This is a genomic window from Lachnospiraceae bacterium (genome assembly GCA_022794035.1).
GTDB lineage: Bacteria > Bacillota > Clostridia > Lachnospirales > Bianqueaceae > CALWPV01.
The window spans coordinates 293,412-313,666 of the sequence record JAAWDX010000003.1 but is presented as its reverse complement, the minus strand read 5'-3'; the positions used below and the strand labels follow the sequence as shown (position 1 = coordinate 313,666).

Here is a 20,255-nt window from a genome sequence, read left to right as displayed (position 1 = left end):
ATTACAAAAAAACAGGAGGTTTATTTATAATGAACTATAAATTATGCGCAGATCCCGGCGCTATTATGGATATGTACTTTGTATTTGTAATATATTTTAATCAGGAATCATGGGAAGCACATATTGCAGATACGCCAGATGATCTAATTTACTATAAAAATATTGTAGAGGAGATTGGAGAAATCGATCAACGCTGTGCTGTGTTTTTCAAACAGAAACAACATACGATGTCATTTTTTTCACGTATGGTTTTTATTCGTACTATGCATGATCTAGGGGGTAAAATAAATATTTCAGATATATTCGCTATATTGAATGGAAGTGATATCCCTGTCCGACAGCTGCTATGGGATTTCTGGACAGATAATGCACCTATGCCAGACAATAGTTATGATATAGCCAGATACATATCAAATACGCTAAATTGTGATGAAAATGTAAAACAGCTGTTGATAGCATATTTTGATGATCCGGAGATATATGAAAAATCGTTGAAGAATGCCATAGCTGATAAATATAGTATAATTTTAGGAATGAGAAAAAAATATGAAATTGATGTGCCTAGATATGTTGATGCTCTTGATGCGGATCCGGATGCATTTGTTGCACGGGCGTTTACAGAAATAAATTGCGAAAAATCGCCTAGCACACAATATATATCATTTTGCCTATTGCACAGAAAAATCATTTATATCTATCAGTCCCCGAATATTATTTTATTGGGATTGGATTACCTATCGAATGCACATGGCGGTTATACGAATGATTTAACGATTTTAGCTAATGCGCTGAAAAATCCAGATCAAATGAACATTATAAAATATATTATGAAAAATGGAGAATCATCAATGCATGAAATATCAGCTGCACTTGGCATGCATCTGGATGCTGCATCCTATCAGTTGGTTGTTTTGGACAATGCAAAAATTGTCATTCCGCATCAATCATCAGGCACTACATTTTACAAATTCAGACCTGGGATATTTAACAAAATTGCAACGCTGATCTAATACATAAAATCTCTGAAAACCGTATAAATAAAGGGATTCAGAGATTATTTTTTAAGCACTATTTAAAATAATGTCAACACAGACTTTGCAGTTTTGCAAACTTTTTATCTTCTTTCTGTTCCCGTTGAAGTTGGTCAATTCTGATGTTATAATATCCGTGAAAGGAGAAGCGCAAATAGTTGAAAGTGAGCATGATAAATACATTGGACACAAATAGAATCATAGACAACACTCTGCCTCCTAAGATGGATATATATGCAATCTATCTTCGAAAATCAAGAAAAGACATAGAGGCGGAGGCAATGGGTGCCGGTGAAACTCTAAAACGGCATAAAGAAATACTGATTGAACTGGCCGAGAAAAAAGGCCTATACGTTGGCAAAATCTATTCCGAGATCGTTTCCGGAGAAACAATAGAGGCAAGGCCAGAAATTCAAAAACTGATCGCTGATTGCTATGCTGGGCTATATCGAGGGATTATTATTGTAGAAGTAACCAGATTGTCGCGAGGTAATCAAGGGGATGCCCAGAAGATAATAGACTGCCTAAAGTATGCAAACAACAACACCGGCCTGCTGGTCGTAACGCCAACAAAAACATATGACGTAGCGCACAATTCAGATGATGAAGAGTACATGGAATTTGAATTATTCATGAGCCGCCGCGAATACAAGATGATTCAAAAACGACTTGACCGGGGCCGGAAACAGGCTGTCGTTGAGGGAAACTATATGGGTAGCTATCGACCATATGGCTGGAATATCATAAAATCAAAACGAAGCCGAACTCTAACGCCGCATCCGCAGGAATTTGATGTTGGGAAAATGATGTACGAGTGGCGTATAAAAGAAAAAATGTCCCCCGGTAAAATCGCCAAGCGCCTGACCTCAATGGGCATTCCAACATATAGAGGCGAACTGGAATGGTCAAAAGACAGCGTGAAATCAATTCTAATGAATCCGGTAAATATGGGAAAAGTCCGTTGGAATGATCGAATGCGGATTAAAACAATGGTAGATGGCAAACTTAAAACTAGCAGACCGAGATCAAATCATACAGAGCACTATATGCTATTTGATGGAAAACACGAAGCAATGGTCGATGAGGAGACATTCATGGAAGCAAATAAAGATTTCAAAACAGACAAAACAAAAAGCGGATTAAAACTGATCAATCCGCTGGCCGGTCTACTCGCATGCAAGAGCTGCGGCAAAATGATGCACTACAGCAAACATAAGGGAAATACTCGAGATAGATATACACATCCCCTATCTCAGTTTTGTACTGTTAAATCCGCAGCGGTTAATGACGTTATGGATGCCCTTACGCAGTGTTTAAAACTATATATAGATGATTTTGAGGTTAAAGTGGATAATCTTCCTGATGTAGATGAAGGGGCCCTTATCGATCGAATAGACAAGCTTCAGGCACAATTAAAAGCTACAAAGCGAAAACTCGAGAAAGCGTTTGATGATTACGAAAACGGAATCTACACATCAAATGAATTTTTGGAAAGAAAGTCAAAACATAATGCAACGATCGAATCAATTGAGCAGCAAATCGCGGAAATAGAAAGCACCATGCCGGAAAAAGTTGAGTATGAGGAAAAAGTCCTGCTGCTTTCCGATGCATTGGAATCGCTGCAGGACGATGAAATTGATGCACAAGATAAAAATCAATTTTTAAAAAATATCATTGAGAAGATTGATTATAGCCGGGATTCTGAAGGCCAATTTGTCCTAGATGTCCACATCAAGTAATACCGGTGCATGATCGGAGCCGTAAATATCCGTCATAATTCCTGCATCTTTGATACTGGATTTTGCAAATTCGGATATCAGAAAGTAATCAATGCGCCAACCGATATTCTTTTCTCTTGAATTGCGCATATAACTCCACCAAGAAAATTCTTGCTTATCAGGGTACATATAGCGAAACGTATCTACAAATCCAGATTCTAGCAGGCAGCGCATTTTTTCCCTCTCCTCGGGAGTATATCCAGCGTTTCGTTCGTTTGATTTAGGATTGCGCAAATCTATTGGGGCAGCTGCCACATTCAGATCACCACAAATAATCACCGGTTTTCTTTTCACATCTGATGTATATGATGAGTGCTCAGTCTTAAGGTCTCCACAATAAATAACTGGCTTAACAGTTTCAAGCTTTTTTAAATATGCTAAAAAATCATCCTCCCAAATCATCCGATACGGAAGGCGCAGGAGCTCTCGCTTGGAATTAGGCGTATACACGGTGATCACATAAAAGTTTTCATATTCCAATGTGATCACGCGCCCTTCATGATCATGCTCTTCAATGCCTATCCCATAGCTCACACGCAAAGGCTTATGCTTAGTAAAAATGGCAGTACCAGAATACCCCTTCTTTTCAGCATAATTCCAGTATGCATAATATCCTTCCGGTGCAAAATCAATCTGGCCTTCCTGCAGCTTTGTCTCCTGTAAACAAAAGAAATCCGCATCCGAGGCATCAAAAAACTCTTTGAACCCCTTTTGCATACAAGCTCTTAATCCGTTGACATTCCATGATATGAGTTTCATTTTCTTCCTCACTCTCAGTATTCACTTTGATAAAAAAAGGGCGCCCATTTCGGCGCCCTTTTAATCTTTACCTTATTCGATGATCTCTGTGATGGAACCGGAACCTACGGTACGGCCACCCTCGCGGATAGCAAAACGCAGTCCTTTTTCCATAGCAACAGGGTAGATCAGCTCGATGCCCATCTCAACGTTATCGCCAGGCATGCACATCTCGGTACCCTCAGGCAGCGTGATGACACCGGTAACGTCGGTAGTTCTGAAATAGAACTGAGGACGATAGTTGGTCAGGAAAGGAGTATGACGGCCACCCTCTTCCTTCTTCAAAACGTATACCTGACCCTTTACTTTGTGGTGAGGGGTTACAGAACCAGGCTTAGCCAGAACCTGACCTCTCTGGATCTCATCTCTCTGAATACCACGCAGCAGAGCACCGATATTATCGCCAGTCTGAGCCTCATCCAACAGCTTATGGAACATCTCAATACCAGTTACAACATATTTCTTAATTTCGGTGGTCAAACCAATCAGCTCAACCTCTTCAGATACATGCAGAACACCACGCTCTACACGACCGGTAGCAACAGTACCACGGCCAGTAATAGAGAATACGTCCTCAACAGGCATCAGGAAAGGCTTCTCTGTATCACGCTCAGGAGTCGGGATATACTCATCAACAGACTTCATCAGCTCAAGAATCTTGTCACCCCACTCGCTGCTCGGATCTTCCAGAGCCTTCAGAGCAGAACCCTGAATAATCGGAGTATCATCTCCCGGGAACTCATACTCGGTAAGCAGCTCACGGATTTCCATATCAACCAGCTCTAAGAGCTCTTCGTCATCTACCATATCGCATTTGTTCATAAATACAACGATATAAGGAACGCCTACCTGACGAGACAGGAGGATGTGCTCACGAGTCTGAGCCATAACACCATCGGTAGCAGCAACTACCAGAATAGCGCCGTCCATCTGTGCTGCACCAGTGATCATGTTCTTTACATAGTCAGCATGGCCAGGGCAGTCAACATGGGCATAGTGACGATTCTCTGTCTCATACTCAACGTGTGCGGTAGAAATAGTAATACCACGCTCTCTCTCTTCGGGAGCCTTATCGATCATATCGAAGGCTACAGCCTCACCGGTACCAAGTCTCTGATGAAGAGTCTTGGTGATGGCAGCGGTCAAAGTGGTTTTACCATGGTCAACGTGACCAATGGTTCCAATGTTTACATGGGGTTTAGTTCTTTCAAACTTAGCTTTTGCCATTATAAAATTCCTCCTATATAGGTTTTTTACTACATAACATCAGTCCTATTATAGTGAATAAGACGTGTTTTTGCAAGGGGTTTTACAAATTTTGTTAGTTAAAATCAATCGCGAGCGCGCTCGTTTAAGATTTTCTCGCCAACACTCTTGGGAACTGGCTCATAATGATCAAAGAACATAGAATACGTACCGCGTCCCTGTGTCTTTGAACGAAGATCTGTCGCATATCCAAACATTTCAGAAAGCGGAACAAAGCCATGAATAACCTGAGTTCCATTCACATTATCCATTCCCTCTATACGACCGCGGCGTGAATTGATATCTCCGATTACATCGCCCATATACTCCTCAGGCACAGTAACATCTACACGCATCAACGGCTCAAGCAAGGTAGGAGCTCCCTTCTTCATTGCTTCCTTAAACGCCATAGAACCAGCGATATGGAAAGCCATCTCAGAGGAGTCAACCTCATGGTAAGAACCATCGTAGCACTCTGCCTTAATACCCAATACCGGATATCCAGCTAAAGAGCCGCTCTGCATTGCTTCCTGAATACCTTCATCAACTGCCGGAATATATTCCTTCGGAATCGCACCGCCGACGATTGCATTAACAAATTCATACAAATTCTCGCCATTGGGATCCATCGGAACAAAGCGAACTTTACAGTGTCCATACTGACCGCGTCCGCCAGACTGACGTACAAACTTTCCTTCCACGTCAACCTCTTTTGTCAGCGCCTCTTTATAAGCAACCTGCGGAGCGCCTACGTTAGCCTCTACCTTAAATTCACGCAGCAGACGGTCTACGATAATCTCCAGATGCAGCTCGCCCATACCTTCAATAATGGTCTGTCCGCTGTCCGGATCTGTATGCGTACGGAATGTCGGATCCTCTTCTGCCAGTTTAGCCAGTGCCACACCCATTTTTTCCTGACCGGCTTTGGTCTTGGGCTCAATGGCAACGGAAATAACCGGTTCCGGGAATACCATGGATTCCAGAATGATCGGATGATTTTCATCGCAAAGTGTATCGCCCGTTGTAGTAACCTTAAGTCCTACTGCCGCGGCAATATCTCCGGAATAAACCTTATCCAGCTCCTGTCTCTTATTGGCATGCATCTGCAAAATACGGCCCATACGTTCTTTCTTATTCTTAGTAGAATTCAAAACATAAGAACCAGCATTCACAGTACCGGAATATACGCGGAAGAAGGCCAGCTTTCCGACAAAAGGATCTACCATAATTTTAAATGCCAGCGCAGAGAAGGGCTCTTCGTCAGAAGAATGACGCACGTCCTTTTCCTCAGAGTCCATCTTTGTACCTTCAATAGCCGGTACATCCGTAGGAGCAGGCATATATTCTACTACGGCATCCAGAAGCTTCTGCACACCTTTATTGCGATATGCAGTACCGCAGAAAACAGGGATGATTTCCACGTTACAAACGGCTTTGCGCAGCGCAGCCTTCAGATCAGGGATGGAAATCTCCTCACCGTCTAAATACTGCATCATCAGCTCTTCATCTGTCTCACAGATTGCTTCAAGCATCGCAACATGATATTCCTCTGCCTGTTCTGCCATATCAGCCGGAATGTCTACTTCTGAAATATCTTCGCCTAAATCATCATTATAGATAAAGGCCTTCATGGTCATCAGGTCGACCACACCTTTGAAATCATCTTCTTTGCCAATGGGCAGCTGCATCGGCACTGCATTGGCCTTCAGACGATCTTTCATCATCTGCACCGCATTATAAAAATTGGCGCCCATGATGTCCATCTTATTCACAAATGCCATACGGGGTACGTTGTACTGATCAGCCTGGCGCCATACATTCTCAGACTGGGGCTCAACGCCGCCCTTAGCGCAAAATACGCCAATGGCACCATCCAGCACACGCAGAGACCGTTCTACCTCAACCGTAAAATCTACGTGTCCGGGAGTATCAATGATGTTAATACGATTTTCTTTCCAGAAACAGGTAGTAGCAGCAGAGGTAATCGTGATACCGCGCTCCTGCTCCTGCTCCATCCAGTCCATCTGTGCGGTACCCTCATGAGTATCGCCGATCTTATGGGTTTTACCGGTATAGAACAAAATACGTTCCGTCAGTGTGGTCTTACCCGCATCAATATGGGCCATAATTCCAATATTGCGGGTATTCTCCAACGAATATTCTCTAGGCACGACTTGTCCTCCTCAATTAAAACCGAAAATGCGCAAAAGCCTTGTTAGCCTCTGCCATTTTATGGGTATCTTCTCTCTTCTTCACAGAAGCACCCGTGTTATTAGCGGCATCCATAATCTCATTCGCCAGACGCTCTTCCATGGTTTTTTCACCACGAGCACGGGAATAAGTCGTTAACCATCTCAGACCCAATGTCTGTCTGCGCTCTACGCGCACTTCCATAGGCACCTGATAGGTAGAACCACCTACACGTCTTGCTTTTACTTCCAAAACCGGCATGATATTATTCATAGCAGCCTCGAAAACCTCCAGCGGAGCCTTTTCTGTTTTAGCTGCAATCCGGTTGAACGCGCCGTAAACGATCTTCTGGGCAACACCCTTCTTACCGTCCAGCATAATGCTATTGATCAGTTTTGTAACTACCTTGCTTCCGTAAATCGGATCCGGCAGTACATCTCTGTGGGCAATATGTCCTCTTCTAGGCACGATTCTTCCCTCCTTAATTAATTTGTAATTAGATCATAGGTACTCACATGTTAGTCCTACGTGTCTCGCGCCAACCTAAGGGCACTGCCCTATATGATTGGCACCTTTTCCCTACTTATTATTTTTTCGGGCGTTTTGCACCGTACTTAGAACGAGCTTGACGACGGTTAGCAACTCCAGCCGTATCCAGCACGCCACGCACGATATGATAACGTACACCAGGCATATCCTTAACACGGCCGCCGCGGATCAGCACAACGCTGTGCTCCTGCAGGTTATGACCTTCACCAGGGATATACGCGGTAACTTCCACACCGTTGCTCAAGCGAACACGGGCGATCTTACGAAGAGCAGAGTTAGGCTTTTTAGGTGTATCCGTCTTTACTACGGTACAAACACCACGCTTCTGAGGAGAAGAAATATCAGTGGCTTTCTTCTGAAGAGAATTCCATCCTCTCTGCAATGCAGGCGCAGTAGATTTCTTTACTGAAACCTGTCTTCCTTTTCTTACCAACTGGTTAAAAGTAGGCATATCGGCACCTCCTATTCAAATTTTCATCTGCCGCTATTAAAAGCCAAAAAACAACGGACCTGCTCAGCAGGTCCGCGTTATACGCAGACTAAATGAGTATATCATGCTCATTTAATTCTGTCAACTATTTTATTCGTTTTCTTCCGGCAAATCTTCTTCTGAAGCAGCAGTCTCTAAAACATCATCTAAGAGTGCGCTTAGATCATCCTCCAGCGCATCCTGATACAGAGCCGGCTCCTCTTCTTCATATGCCATTGCCAGACTCTCGGCATCTGCCTTGGCAGCCTCATCCGCAATTTTCTGAATTTCTGCCGGCGGCAGTCCATCCAGTTCGTACTCCGCTCTCTGGTACTGACTCATACCCGTACCGGCAGGAATCAGCTTACCAATGATTACGTTTTCTTTAAGTCCGATCAGCGGATCTACCTTACCTTTAATCGCGGCCTCTGTAAGCACTCTTGTTGTCTCCTGGAAAGAAGCAGCAGATAAGAAGGAATCGGTAGCCAAAGAAGCCTTGGTGATACCCAGCAGAACTCTTTCGCCAACAGCGGGCTCTAAGCCATTTTCCTCAGCCGCTGCATTCTTCTCATCAAATTCCAGCACATCCACCAGAGAGCCAGGCAGCATATCCGTAGAACCGTTGTCCTCGATCCGGACACGGCGCAGCATCTGCCGCACAATGATTTCCACGTGCTTGTCATTGATATCCACGCCCTGCAGACGATATACACGCTGTACTTCCTGAATCAAATAATCCTGAACAGCCAGCAGTCCCTTGATTTTCAGAATGTCATGCGGATTGACAGAACCCTCTGTCAGCTCGTCGCCAGCCTCGATCACCTGACCATCCTTCACCTTCAGGCGCGCACCGTACGGAATCAGGTAATTTTTGCTCTCCTTGCTCTCCTGGTCGGTGATAATGATTTCCCGCTTCTTACGCGTAATATTCTCCTGAACAAGTCCGCCAAATTCGGCAATCACTGCTAAGCCCTTTGGCTTTCTGGCTTCAAACAGCTCCTGCACACGCGGAAGACCCTGTGTGATATCATCGCCCGTTGCAATACCGCCCGTATGGAAGGTACGCATTGTCAGCTGCGTTCCCGGCTCGCCGATAGCCTGAGCCGCGATAATGCCAACAGCCTCTCCCATGCGAACCGGAAGTCCGGTACTCATATCAGCGCCATAGCATTTTGCACAAACTCCCAGCTTTTGCTTACAGGTCAGCATTGTCCGGATATAAACCTTCTCAATACCGGCTTCCACAACCTTGGTTGCCTGAATCGGTCCAATGAGACTGTCGGCAGGCACAATGACCTCGCCTGTCTCCGGATGACGGATTTCATCAATCGACCAACGTCCCCGGATTCGCTCCTCGAGCGGCTCGATCATCTCATCTCCGTCTTTATAGGCAGAAACCCACATACCGCGGACTTCTTCTTCGCCCTCACAGCAGTCCTCAGCGCGCACGATCATATTCTGGGACACATCCACCAAACGTCTGGTCAGATATCCAGAGTCAGCGGTACGAAGCGCTGTATCGGCCAAGCCCTTTCGGGTACCATGTGCAGAAATAAAGTACTCCAGAACATCCAGCCCTTCCAGCAGGCAGGATTTGATGGGTAGCTCAATGACTTCACCGTTCGGGCTTGCCATCAGGCCGCGCATCGCGGCAAGCTGCTTCAGCTGATCGATTGATCCACGGGCTCCGGAATCGATCATCATATAAATGTTGTTGTCTTCCCCAAGACTCGGGAGCAGCAGATCGGTAATATCCCGAATCGTATTGGTCCATGTCTCAATAATACGTTTATGGCGCTCTTCATTAGTAAAGAGACCGCGCTTAAACATACTCAGGATCTTAGCAACTTCCTTTTCTGCCTTTGCAATCATATCCTTTTTCTCACTGGGGATCACAACATCCGAAGCGGATACGGTAATCGCACCCAGCGTAGAATATTTAAAGCCCAAGGATTTGAGATTGTCAAGTACGCTGACAGTAAATGTAATGCCGTGTACGTCAATACATTTCTGAAGAATTTTTCCAAGCTGCTTTTTGCCGACCAGGAAATTGATTTCATAGGGCAGGAAGGTCTCCGGCTGATTGGGATCACGGTCAACAAACCCCAGATCCTGCGGCAGCTTTTCATTCAGGATGATACGGCCTACCGTCGTTTCCGCTAAGCCTGAAACCTTTTTACCGTTTACCTCTACCGTACGGCGTACGCGGATAGGCGTATGCAGCGTCAGCTCTCCGTTCGCTTCTGCCAGAATGGCCTCGTTCTCATCTTTAAACAATCTCAGCTGATTCTTTTGCTCATCTGTTAAATGATCCGGTCTCTGCATCGTCAGATAGTACATTCCCAGTACCATATCCTGTGCCGGAACTGTAACCGGGCCGCCATCCGAGGGCTTTAACAGATTGTTGGTAGAAAGCAGCATAAACCGGCATTCTGCCTGAGCCTCTACTGAAAGCGGCACATGCACAGCCATCTGGTCTCCATCAAAGTCAGCATTAAAGGGTACGCATACCAACGGGTGCAGCTTAATCGCCTTACCTTCTACCAGTACCGGCTCAAAGGCCTGTATGCCCAAGCGGTGCAGTGTAGGAGCACGATTTAGCATAACCGGATGCTCTCTGATTACCTCTTCTAACACGTCCCACACCTCAACCTTGAGGCGCTCTACCATTCTTTTTGCAGATTTGATATTATGAGCCAGCTCTTTTTCTACCAGCTTTTTCATCACAAACGGTTTAAACAGCTCAATTGCCATTTCTTTCGGCAAGCCGCATTGATAGAACTTAAGCTCAGGTCCTACCACAATAACCGAACGTCCGGAATAGTCAACACGCTTTCCTAATAGATTCTGACGGAAACGCCCCTGCTTACCGCGCAGCATATCAGACAGAGATTTGAGAGCGCGGTTACCCGGGCCAGTCACAGGACGGCCGCGTCTGCCGTTGTCGATCAGGGCATCCACCGCTTCCTGCAGCATTCTCTTTTCATTACGTACGATAATATCCGGCGCTCCCAGACTCAGCAAGCGGCGCAGACGATTGTTTCGATTGATCACCCTTCGGTACAGGTCATTCAGATCGGAGGTAGCAAAGCGGCCGCCGTCCAGCTGCACCATCGCACGAATATCCGGAGGAATAACAGGCACTACATCCATCACCATCCACTCAGGACGGTTTCCTGACTGCATGAATGCCTCTACAACCTCCAGGCGCTTAATAATCCGCAGCCGCTTCTGTCCGGATGCGTTTACAAGCTCTTCTTTTAGCTCTGCCGTCTGTTTCTCCAAATCAATGGCTTCTAATAGCTCCTTAATAGCTTCCGCTCCCATACCGGCCCGGAACCCATCTCCAAACTTTTCCTGCGCATCCCTGTACTCACGCTCAGTTAAAAGCTGCTTGTAAAGAAGCCCTGTATCGCCGCCGTCCAGCACAATGTAGGAGGCAAAATACAGTACCTTTTCCAGCGCACGGGGCGGAATATCCAAAATCAGACCCATCCGGCTGGGAATTCCTTTAAAATACCAAATATGAGATACCGGCGCTGCCAGCTCAATATGGCCCATCCGTTCACGACGCACCTTCGCTTTGGTCACTTCCACACCGCAGCGATCGCAAATCACACCTTTATACCGAATCCGTTTGTATTTTCCGCAGTGACATTCCCAGTCCTTTGTCGGTCCGAAAATGCGCTCACAGAAAAGACCATCTCTCTCCGGTTTCAAGGTTCTATAGTTGATTGTTTCCGGCTTCTTGACTTCACCATGGGACCATTCTCTGATCTTTTCCGGTGAAGCAAGACCAATTTTAATCGCATCAAACTGTATGGATTGATGTGTGGTTTTTACAGCCATCTATGCGTTCCCCCTTCTTATAGGTCTTCGCTAAACATAGGATCATCTAAAGTATCAATATCGGCCACTGTATAACCGCCTGCCTCAAGATCCGGCTCGAAATCCAAATCTTCTTCATTTTCTTCGTCTGTATCAATCAGCTCTTCTTCCATCGGCGGCTGATCTTCATAATACACAGAGCCCGTCTGGATATCCTCGCGGCCCTCCATATTTACATCAACGCCTTCTCCTTCGTCGCCCAGATCCTCGTGAATCTCTACTTCCTGTGCATCCTCTGTAAGCACACGAATGTCCAGACCAAGAGACTGCAGCTCCTTGAGCAGCACCTTAAAGGATTCCGGAACGCCCGGCTCGGGAATATTTTCACCCTTTACAATGGCTTCATAGGTCTTTACACGACCTACGATATCATCTGATTTGACAGTCAAAATCTCCTGCAGCGTATAGGCAGCGCCATAAGCCTCCAGCGCCCACACTTCCATTTCTCCAAAACGCTGACCGCCAAACTGCGCCTTACCTCCCAGCGGCTGCTGTGTCACCAGAGAATAAGGACCTGTAGAACGAGCATGGATCTTATCATCTACCAGATGATGCAGCTTCAGATAATACATATAGCCAACGGTTACATGATTATCAAACTGTTCTCCTGTACGTCCGTCGCGCAGCGGCAATTTGCCATTGCGGCTGATCGGCACGCCGGCCCATTCTGCTCTATGATCCAGATTCTCTTCCAGATATTTCATAATCTCAGGATCAAGCGTATCCTGATACTTAGTCTGGAACTCTTCCCATTCAGTATTGACATAGTCATTTGCCAGTTCCAGCATATCCATGATATCCATCTCGCTGGCGCCGTCGAAAATGGGAGTGGCAATCTTGAATCCAAGCGCTTTGCAGGCGAGACCCATATGAACCTCTAAAACCTGTCCGATATTCATACGGCTTGGAATACCCAGCGGATTCAGCACGATATCAAGCGGACGGCCATTGGGCAGGAACGGCATATCCTCTACCGGCAGCACCCGGGAAACAACACCTTTGTTACCATGGCGGCCAGCCATCTTATCACCAACGGATATCTTACGCTTATGAGCGATATATACGCGTACGGTTTCGTTCACGCCCGGCGACATTTCATCTCCGTTCTCACGAGTAAAGGTTTTTACGTCAACGATAATACCCTCTTCTCCATGCGGTACGCGCAGAGAAGTATCCCGTACCTCGCGGGCCTTTTCTCCGAAAATGGCACGCAGCAGTCTTTCTTCAGCCGTGAGCTCTGTTTCGCCTTTAGGCGTTACCTTACCAACTAAAATGTCACCTGCATGTACCTCGGCTCCAATACGGATAATGCCACGTTCATCCAGATCCTTAAGTGCATCGTCACCCACATTGGGGATGTCTCTTGTAATTTCTTCCGGTCCCAGCTTCGTATCCCGCGCTTCGGTCTCGTACTCCTCAATATGCACGGAGGTATATACATCCTCTGCCACCAGACGTTCACTCAGCAGAACCGCATCCTCATAGTTATAGCCTTCCCAGTTCATAAAGCCAATCAGTGCATTTTTACCCAGCGACAGCTCTCCCTCTTCTGTGGAAGGACCGTCTGCGATGGCCTGACCAGCCTTGATGCGCTCTCCTTTATCCACAATGGGACGCTGGTTGAAGCAGGTACTCTGATTCTGACGCTGGAACTTAAGCAGATCATACTCATCAATATTGCCGTCATCCTTACGTACAACGATACGGTCTGAGGAAACCTCTTCTACCATACCGTCTTCTCTGGCAATGACGCAAGAACCCGAATCCATCGCTGTTTTATATTCCATACCAGTGCCTACGACCGGCGATTCCGTAACGAGAAGCGGCACGGCCTGGCGCTGCATGTTGGATCCCATAAGGGCACGAGAAGCCTCATCATTTTCCACAAAAGGAACCAAAGAAGCCGCCACCGAAAATACCTGACGAGGTGATACGTCCATCATATCAATTTCGTTGGCATCCATTTCGATATTATCATCTCTAAAACGACCGGTGATACGATCGCGCATGAAATGCCCCTGATCGTCCAGCTTCTCATTTGCCTGTGCAATTTTATAATTTTCCTCTTCATCCGCCGTGATATAGCGAACCTCGTTTGTCACAACAGGCGTTCCCGAGGATTTGTCGATAATTCGATAGGGCGTTTCGATAAATCCGTACCGATTGATCCGCGCATACGTGGCCAGAGAGTTGATCAGACCGATATTGGGACCCTCAGGAGTCTCAATCGGACACATGCGTCCATAGTGCGAATGATGTACATCACGCACTTCAAAGCCTGCCCGGTCACGCGACAGACCGCCCGGACCCAGTGCGGACAGACGCCGTTTATGCGTAAGCTCTGCTAACGGATTGTTTTGATCCATAAACTGTGAAAGCTGTGAACTGCCAAAAAACTCTTTGATCGCTGCGGTTACAGGACGGATATTGATCAAGCTCTGAGGAGTGACCTCTTCCAGATCCTGTGTCGTCATACGCTCACGTACGACACGCTCTAAACGGGCCAGACCAATCCGGAACTGATTCTGCAGCAATTCTCCTACGCAGCGGATCCGTCTGTTTCCTAAATGGTCGATATCATCTACGTTGCCGATCTCATATTCCAGATTCAGATTATAGTTGATGGATGCCATAATATCCTCAAAGGTAATATGACGAGGAACCAAATCATAGGAACGCTTTTTGAGCATCTCCCACAACTCTTCTCCCTCTAAATCCTTTTCCAGAATTTCTTCCAGCACTGGATAGAAAACATCCTCCGTAATACCGCACTCATGCAGCTTTTCTTCTGAAATGTCCAAATGGGCATGGATATCCACAGCTAAATTGCTTAATACCTTAACCTTCTGGTCATCCTTCTGCACCCACACATAGGAGACGCCGGCATTTTGAATCTGCTGGCACAGATCCCTCGTTAAAACAGTCCCCTCTTCTGCCAGCACTTCTCCGGTAGAATGGTCTACCACTGCTTCTGCTAACGCAAGGCCTGCTATACGATTGCGAAACGCTAACTTTTTATTAAACTTATACCGGCCCACATGTGCCAGATTGTAACGCTTATCATCATAAAACATAGAATACAAAAGACTCTTAGAGCTTTCTACAGTAGGAGGCTCTCCGGGACGAATTCTTTTGTAAATCTCAATCAAGCCCTCTTCTACGCTTTTAGCATTATCCCGTTCAATCGTAGCCAATAGCTTTGGATTTTCACCAAAAAGCTCCATGATCTCCGCATCCGTCCCTACGCCCAGCGCACGAATCAGCACTGTTACCGGAATTTTTCGGGTACGGTCAACACGCACATGAAAAATATCGTTAGAGTCCGTCTCATATTCAAGCCATGCGCCGCGATTGGGAATTACCGTTGCCGAAAACAAGGGCTTTCCTGTTTTATCAATTGATTTTGCATAGTAAATGCCAGGGGAACGCACTAATTGACTGACAATTACACGCTCAGCACCATTCAAAACAAAGGTGCCCGTTTCTGTCATAAGCGGAAAGTCGCCCATAAAGATCTCGTGCTCTTGCTTTTCCTTTGTCTCTTCATTGGTCAAACGAACCGTCACCTTTAAAGGTGCTGAATAAGTAGCATCCCGTTCTTTTGCTTCTTGTATCGTATATTTGGGTTCGGAATTTAAATTAAAATCAATAAATTCCAAAGACAAATTGCCGCCAAAGTCCGTGATCGGATTGATATCCTCGAATACCTCTTTTAGGCCTTCGCTGATAAACTGCTGATAAGAATCCTTCTGCACGTCCAACAAATTGGGCATCTGCAGAACTTCCTTCTCTCTGGCAAAGGACATTCTCACACGGTCTCCATACGGTTGTGGATGGATACGGTTTTTTTCCATAAATGCGTTTCACCCCTTGACTAGATTTATCTTGCTTTGCTCTAAAGCTGCCTGTTTTCCGACACAAACAGCTTTAATGACAGCATGATGGAACAAACTTGAATAAGAATTATGCAAGCTTCTGCCATCACGCTGCGTATGAGCATAAAATCGCAATATAATGCAATTTACAATACTACCACACAAGTCAAGCCATGTCAAGCATTTATATAAAAATAAATTCCGAGAAACTGCTGCTGCAGCTTCATCGGAATTCATTTTTATCATTAGATTAGATTTTCGGATTAAGATTATTTTAAGGTAATCTTTGCGCCAACTTCTTCCAGCTGTTTCTTCAGAGCTTCTGCATCTTCCTTGCTAGCGCCTTCCTTCAGTACTTTGGGAGCGGACTCAACCAGTTCCTTAGCCTCTTTCAGGCCCAGACCGGTGATCTCACGAACAACTTTGATGACTTTGATCTTCTGAGCGCCTGCATCGGTCAGCTCAACATCAAACTCAGTCTTCTCCTCTTCAGCAGCAGCAGCCGGACCTGCAGCAACCATCACACCTGCAGCAGCGGATACGCCGAATTCTTCTTCACATGCGGTAACCAGCTCGTTCAGCTCCATAACGGAAAGCTCTTTCAGAGCATCGATAATCTCTTGTACGCTAAGTTTAGCCATTTTTAAAAACCTCCATAAAATTTTATTAAGTTTTAACTTTCTTTAAACGTTTTACGTTTTATTCAGCAGCTTCTGTTGCAGCCTCTGCTGTGCCTCCGTTTTTCTTTGCAATCTCGTTAACCACACGAGCAAGGGAAGACATCGGAGACTTAAAGCTTCCAAGCAATCTGGAAAGCAACTCGTTTTTGGAAGGAATCTTAGCAACCTTTTCAATCGCCTTCTCATCATAGTATTCGCCAGCTACAACACCGCCCTTGAACTGCAGGGGCTCGAACTTGGCAACAAAAGAATCCAGCTCACGTGCGCCTGCCGTCGCATCATCATAGCTGATCGCAACAGCGGTAGGCCCTTCCAGATGAGGTGCCAGCGCCTCAAAGGCTGTACCTTTGATAGCAAAGTTCACCATGGTGTTTTTATATACCTTGTAGTCCACACCAGCTTCACGCAGCGCTTTACGCATCTCAGTGTCCTGTGCAACGGTTAAGCCGCGGGAGCTTACCAGCACTACGCCTTCTGCTTTTTCCAGCTTGCTCTTAATCTCATCAACAACAACCTGTTTTGCTTCAATCTTAGCCACTTTATCTTTACCTCCTATTAGATTTTGTGCTACCGGAAAATCGGTTCATCATCCGTAGGATATAGAAAACCCCGCTCCCGGTAACCGGGGACGGGGTTTTGGATCATCTCTATCAAGATCTGATTTTGATACCTCGGCAGGCCCATTCATGTTACGGCTAGCGCCACCTGCTGTCTCCGGTTATATAATCAATCCTGTTGATTTTGCAATCAACGAGAACGATTATAACAAACTTATATTGACTTGTCAAGCCACATTTCCTATGGCTGCCGACTTCTTCTTACTCCTCGGCGCGCACAGGACTGATCTTAACTCCTGGGCCCATCGTGGAGCTCAGAGTCAGGCTGCGGATATACTGACCCTTTGCCGCAGCAGGTCTTGCCTTTATAATAGCACCAATCAAAGTGTGGAAATTCTCTACCAGCTTATCCTGGCCAAAGGATACCTTTCCAAAGCTAACATGAATGATATTGGTCTTATCTAAACGATACTCTACCTTACCAGCTTTGATATCTGCAATGGCTCTGGCCACATCCGGCGTTACAGTTCCGGATTTGGGGTTGGGCATCAAACCCTTCGGTCCCAGCACACGTCCCAAACGGCCAACCAATCCCATCATATCGGGCGTTGCCACAACGACATCAAATTCAAACCAGTTTTCACTCTGGATTTTGGAAACCATATCCTCTGCGCCCACATAGTCCGCACCAGCTGCCTCAGCCTCTTTTGCCTTATCGCCTTTAGCAAATACTAAAACACGTACAGTCTTGCCGGTACCATGCGGAAGCACTACCGCACCACGCACCTGCTGATCTGCATGACGTCCGTCTACACCAAGCCGAATGTGAGCTTCCACGGTCTCGTCAAATTTTGCAGGAGCCATAGCCAGTACATTGGCAATAGCCTCAGCCGGGCTGTATTGAGCAGCTCTATCGTACTTCTTAACAGCTTCTAAATATTTCTTTCCTCTTTTCATCTTGTAAACCTCCTTGTGGTTTTAGCGGGGGAGTAACCCTCCCACAATGAATCACGCACAGCTTCAACGCAGTGTTGAAGAGAAGTTTCGTCTCCGGCCAGCGGTGCCGAAGCCAAAACGGATAAGCAGCGCTTATTCTTCTACTGTAATACCCATGCTGCGGGCCGTACCGGCAATCATCTTAACAGCCGTCTCAACACTAGCAGCATTTAAATCTCTCATTTTCAGCTTCGCAATTTCCTCTACCTGCTCCTTCTTCAAAGAAGCAACCTTGGTTTTCTTCGGGTTGCCGGAGCCGGACTGGATACCGCAAGCCTTTTTAATCAAAATTGCAGCAGGGGGAGTTTTGGTTACAAATGTAAAACTCTTGTCCTGATACACTGTGATCACAACAGGAATAATCATTCCTGCGTCATTTGCGGTTCTTGCATTAAATTCCTTTGTAAAAGCCTGAATGTTCACACCATGCTGACCCAGTGCAGGGCCAACCGGAGGAGCAGGAGTAGCTTTACCTGCGGGAATCTGCAGCTTAATATAACCTGAAATCTTCTTAGCCATTTGACTTTACACCTCCATTGTGATAAAAACAGAATCTCATGGATTCCACTTAGATTTTCTTGATATGCTCGAAGCTAAGCTCTACGGGTGTCTCTCTTCCAAAGATAGAAAGGTCGACCACAACCAGACCCTCGTCCTGACGGATCTCCTTGATCTCACCGACGGAACCCTCGAAGGGACCATTCATCACCTGAACGCTCTCTCCGATCTCTACGTCAATTTTATACTGAGCAGAGCTGATTCCCAGCTTTCGCACCTCTTCTTCTGAAAGAGCCACCGGCTTAGATCCGGGACCTACAAAACCGGTAACACCACGGGTATTGCGAACGACATACCAGGTGTCATCATTCATAATCATATTGATCAGAACATATCCGGGAAAAACCTTCCTTTGCACAACGACCTGCTTGCCGTTTTTCTCCTCCACGCTGTCCTCTAACGGAACCTGCACCTCAAAGATCTGCTCCTGCATATTGCGGTTGCCGACAGTCTTTTCAATGCTTTCCTTCACTTTATTTTCGTATCCGGAATACGTGTGGACTACATACCATTTAGCTTCTTCTGCCATGAAAACTCATCCTCTTCATCTTATAGGAAAATATCTTCCAATTTTCGCATAATCCAATTAAAGAACAAATCATAGATACCGATGATGATCGACATGATAGCACATACAAGCAGAGTGATCCCTGTCTTTTGCGCAATCTCTTTCTTGCCAGGCCAGGTAATTCTCTTAAATTCGCTTTTTAGTTCTTTAAAACTAAACATTGCTTCGCCTCCTCATCGCGGGAGCAATCTCTCCCTCGGCTTATTTGGTCTCCTTGTGAAGGGTGTGCCGCTGACAGAAACGACAATACTTCTTGGTTTCCATCCTATCGGGGTGTTTCTTTTTGTCTTTCGACGTGTTGTAATTCCGCTGTTTACACTCTGTGCACTCTAATGTTACTCTGGTTCGCACGACTTCCACCTCCATTGGTTTTGTTTCTTCGCTGAGCCGGATTCTTAAATTCATGCAAAAAAAAAGAACCCAAACTAGTTAGCTTTTTGAGTTTAGCACATTAGCCCCCGCCTGTCAAGCGCTATCTGAAAAATTTGACGAAATCCGTCCCGCCAGCACCCAATACGTCACGCGCACCTCCGGCCATGCCTGCTCAAGCGCTTCCCGGCAGGCTCTCACCGTGCTGCCGGTTGTATAAATATCATCCACCAAGCAAATATGCCTAGGCGTCCTGCTGCCAGGCCTTACCGCAAATACACCCTCCATATTATGCCCTCGCATCGCCGCCCCCAGCGCGCTTTGCGCCTCCGTCTCGCGGCGCCTCTCCAGAAGCTCCTCATAAGGCACCCGGCACAGCCGGGAAAGCTCTCTGGCAATCACCTCTGCCTGATTGTATCCGCGCAGGCGCATGCGGCTTCTTGCCAGCGGCACGGCCGTCATCCGGTCGAAGCCCTGCTCTGCCGCCCAGCTTCCGCCCTCCTCCAGCATCCATCTGGCAAAGTAGGCTCCATATGCTTTCTTTCCTTCATATTTTAACTGCCGGATCGCTTCTCTGAGCCTCTCCTCATACAATAATGCACAGCGCCCCTCTGGCCCTTCTGCCTGCGGATTTTGATAATCCTGCCACCGGCAGAGGCTGCAAAGGGCACTTTCCCTTTGCTTCTCCTCTTTTCGGTCCAATA

Annotated in this window: 17 protein-coding genes and 1 other annotated feature; of the genes, 2 read left to right on the top strand and 15 right to left on the bottom strand. The window is 46.3% G+C overall.

What is annotated here, in order from left to right:
• Window positions 1-29 precede the first annotated feature (29 nt).
• Together HFE64_03150 and HFE64_03145 are read left to right on the top strand one after the other, a co-directional pair.
• Window positions 30-1,010 (top strand): helix-turn-helix transcriptional regulator, encoded by a 981-nt coding sequence (locus HFE64_03150; protein ID MCI8632465.1) that lies wholly within the window; start codon window positions 30-32, stop codon window positions 1,008-1,010.
• 245 nt (window positions 1,011-1,255) lie between these two features.
• The gene (locus HFE64_03145) at window positions 1,256-2,770 is read left to right on the top strand and encodes a recombinase family protein (protein MCI8632464.1); all 1,515 of its coding nucleotides are present in this window, start codon (window positions 1,256-1,258) and stop codon (window positions 2,768-2,770) included.
• On the opposite strand, the gene HFE64_03140 is transcribed toward HFE64_03145, so the two are convergent.
• The 15 genes from HFE64_03140 to HFE64_03070 form a co-directional block, all read right to left on the bottom strand.
• Window positions 2,750-3,568 (bottom strand): exodeoxyribonuclease III, encoded by an 819-nt coding sequence (locus HFE64_03140; protein ID MCI8632463.1) that lies wholly within the window; start codon window positions 3,566-3,568, stop codon window positions 2,750-2,752. The two genes, HFE64_03145 and HFE64_03140, sit on opposite strands and share 21 nt — an antisense overlap.
• Before the next feature lie 72 nt (window positions 3,569-3,640).
• Complete coding sequence (gene tuf, locus HFE64_03135) at window positions 3,641-4,834, bottom strand: elongation factor Tu (protein MCI8632462.1); 1,194 nt, start codon at window positions 4,832-4,834, stop codon at window positions 3,641-3,643.
• Window positions 4,835-4,938: 104 nt separating this feature from the next.
• Window positions 4,939-6,978, bottom strand: a complete 2,040-nt coding sequence (gene fusA, locus HFE64_03130) for an elongation factor G (GenBank protein ID MCI8632461.1) — start codon at window positions 6,976-6,978, stop codon at window positions 4,939-4,941.
• A gap of 61 nt (window positions 6,979-7,039) precedes the next feature.
• Window positions 7,040-7,510, bottom strand: coding sequence for a 30S ribosomal protein S7 (rpsG, locus tag HFE64_03125; GenBank protein MCI8632460.1), 471 nt, complete (start codon window positions 7,508-7,510; stop codon window positions 7,040-7,042).
• Between the two features lie 118 nt (window positions 7,511-7,628).
• Complete coding sequence (gene rpsL, locus HFE64_03120; GenBank protein ID MCI8632459.1) at window positions 7,629-8,042, bottom strand: 30S ribosomal protein S12; 414 nt, start codon at window positions 8,040-8,042, stop codon at window positions 7,629-7,631.
• A gap of 129 nt (window positions 8,043-8,171) precedes the next feature.
• The gene (rpoC, locus tag HFE64_03115) at window positions 8,172-11,909 is read right to left on the bottom strand and encodes a DNA-directed RNA polymerase subunit beta' (protein ID MCI8632458.1); all 3,738 of its coding nucleotides are present in this window, start codon (window positions 11,907-11,909) and stop codon (window positions 8,172-8,174) included.
• Window positions 11,910-11,926: 17 nt separating this feature from the next.
• Window positions 11,927-15,802, bottom strand: coding sequence for a DNA-directed RNA polymerase subunit beta (locus HFE64_03110; GenBank protein ID MCI8632457.1), 3,876 nt, complete (start codon window positions 15,800-15,802; stop codon window positions 11,927-11,929).
• Between the two features lie 290 nt (window positions 15,803-16,092).
• On the bottom strand, window positions 16,093-16,464 hold the full coding sequence (rplL, locus tag HFE64_03105) for a 50S ribosomal protein L7/L12 (GenBank protein MCI8632456.1): 372 nt from the start codon (window positions 16,462-16,464) through the stop codon (window positions 16,093-16,095).
• Between the two features lie 58 nt (window positions 16,465-16,522).
• A complete protein-coding gene (locus tag HFE64_03100) occupies window positions 16,523-17,041 on the bottom strand; it encodes a 50S ribosomal protein L10 (protein ID MCI8632455.1) in 519 nt (172 codons plus the stop codon).
• Between the two features lie 54 nt (window positions 17,042-17,095).
• Window positions 17,096-17,239, bottom strand: a sequence feature (ribosomal protein L10 leader region).
• An 82-nt stretch (window positions 17,240-17,321) separates the two neighbouring features.
• On the bottom strand, window positions 17,322-18,017 hold the full coding sequence (rplA, locus tag HFE64_03095; GenBank protein ID MCI8632454.1) for a 50S ribosomal protein L1: 696 nt from the start codon (window positions 18,015-18,017) through the stop codon (window positions 17,322-17,324).
• Window positions 18,018-18,149: 132 nt separating this feature from the next.
• The gene (rplK, locus tag HFE64_03090) at window positions 18,150-18,575 is read right to left on the bottom strand and encodes a 50S ribosomal protein L11 (GenBank protein MCI8632453.1); all 426 of its coding nucleotides are present in this window, start codon (window positions 18,573-18,575) and stop codon (window positions 18,150-18,152) included.
• A 49-nt stretch (window positions 18,576-18,624) separates the two neighbouring features.
• Window positions 18,625-19,143 carry a transcription termination/antitermination protein NusG gene (gene nusG, locus HFE64_03085; protein MCI8632452.1) on the bottom strand — a complete coding sequence of 173 codons (519 nt, stop codon included), beginning with the start codon at window positions 19,141-19,143 and terminating at the stop codon, window positions 18,625-18,627.
• A gap of 20 nt (window positions 19,144-19,163) precedes the next feature.
• Window positions 19,164-19,343, bottom strand: coding sequence for a preprotein translocase subunit SecE (gene secE, locus HFE64_03080; protein MCI8632451.1), 180 nt, complete (start codon window positions 19,341-19,343; stop codon window positions 19,164-19,166).
• A 40-nt stretch (window positions 19,344-19,383) separates the two neighbouring features.
• A complete protein-coding gene (gene rpmG, locus HFE64_03075) occupies window positions 19,384-19,533 on the bottom strand; it encodes a 50S ribosomal protein L33 (GenBank protein ID MCI8632450.1) in 150 nt (49 codons plus the stop codon).
• Between the two features lie 114 nt (window positions 19,534-19,647).
• Window positions 19,648-20,253, bottom strand: coding sequence for a ComF family protein (locus tag HFE64_03070; GenBank protein MCI8632449.1), 606 nt, complete (start codon window positions 20,251-20,253; stop codon window positions 19,648-19,650).
• Window positions 20,254-20,255: the final 2 nt, after the last annotated feature.

Bases quoted from the DNA above. Each gene is read 5' to 3' on its own strand.
- rplL (MCI8632456.1), bottom strand. From the start codon at position 16,464: ATGGCTAAACTTAGCGTACAAGAGATTATCGATGCTCTGAAAGAGCTT.
- tuf (MCI8632462.1), bottom strand. From the start codon at position 4,834: ATGGCAAAAGCTAAGTTTGAAAGAACTAAACCCCATGTAAACATTGGA.
- secE (MCI8632451.1), bottom strand. From the start codon at position 19,343: ATGTTTAGTTTTAAAGAACTAAAAAGCGAATTTAAGAGAATTACCTGG.
- HFE64_03110 (MCI8632457.1), bottom strand. From the start codon at position 15,802: ATGGAAAAAAACCGTATCCATCCACAACCGTATGGAGACCGTGTGAGA.
- rplA (MCI8632454.1), bottom strand. From the start codon at position 18,017: ATGAAAAGAGGAAAGAAATATTTAGAAGCTGTTAAGAAGTACGATAGA.
- rpoC (MCI8632458.1), bottom strand. From the start codon at position 11,909: ATGGCTGTAAAAACCACACATCAATCCATACAGTTTGATGCGATTAAA.
- HFE64_03145 (MCI8632464.1), top strand. From the start codon at position 1,256: ATGGATATATATGCAATCTATCTTCGAAAATCAAGAAAAGACATAGAG.
- HFE64_03140 (MCI8632463.1), bottom strand. From the start codon at position 3,568: ATGAAACTCATATCATGGAATGTCAACGGATTAAGAGCTTGTATGCAA.
- HFE64_03150 (MCI8632465.1), top strand. From the start codon at position 30: ATGAACTATAAATTATGCGCAGATCCCGGCGCTATTATGGATATGTAC.
- fusA (MCI8632461.1), bottom strand. From the start codon at position 6,978: ATGGCCCATATTGATGCGGGTAAGACCACACTGACGGAACGTATTTTG.
- rplK (MCI8632453.1), bottom strand. From the start codon at position 18,575: ATGGCTAAGAAGATTTCAGGTTATATTAAGCTGCAGATTCCCGCAGGT.
- nusG (MCI8632452.1), bottom strand. From the start codon at position 19,143: ATGGCAGAAGAAGCTAAATGGTATGTAGTCCACACGTATTCCGGATAC.
- rpsL (MCI8632459.1), bottom strand. From the start codon at position 8,042: ATGCCTACTTTTAACCAGTTGGTAAGAAAAGGAAGACAGGTTTCAGTA.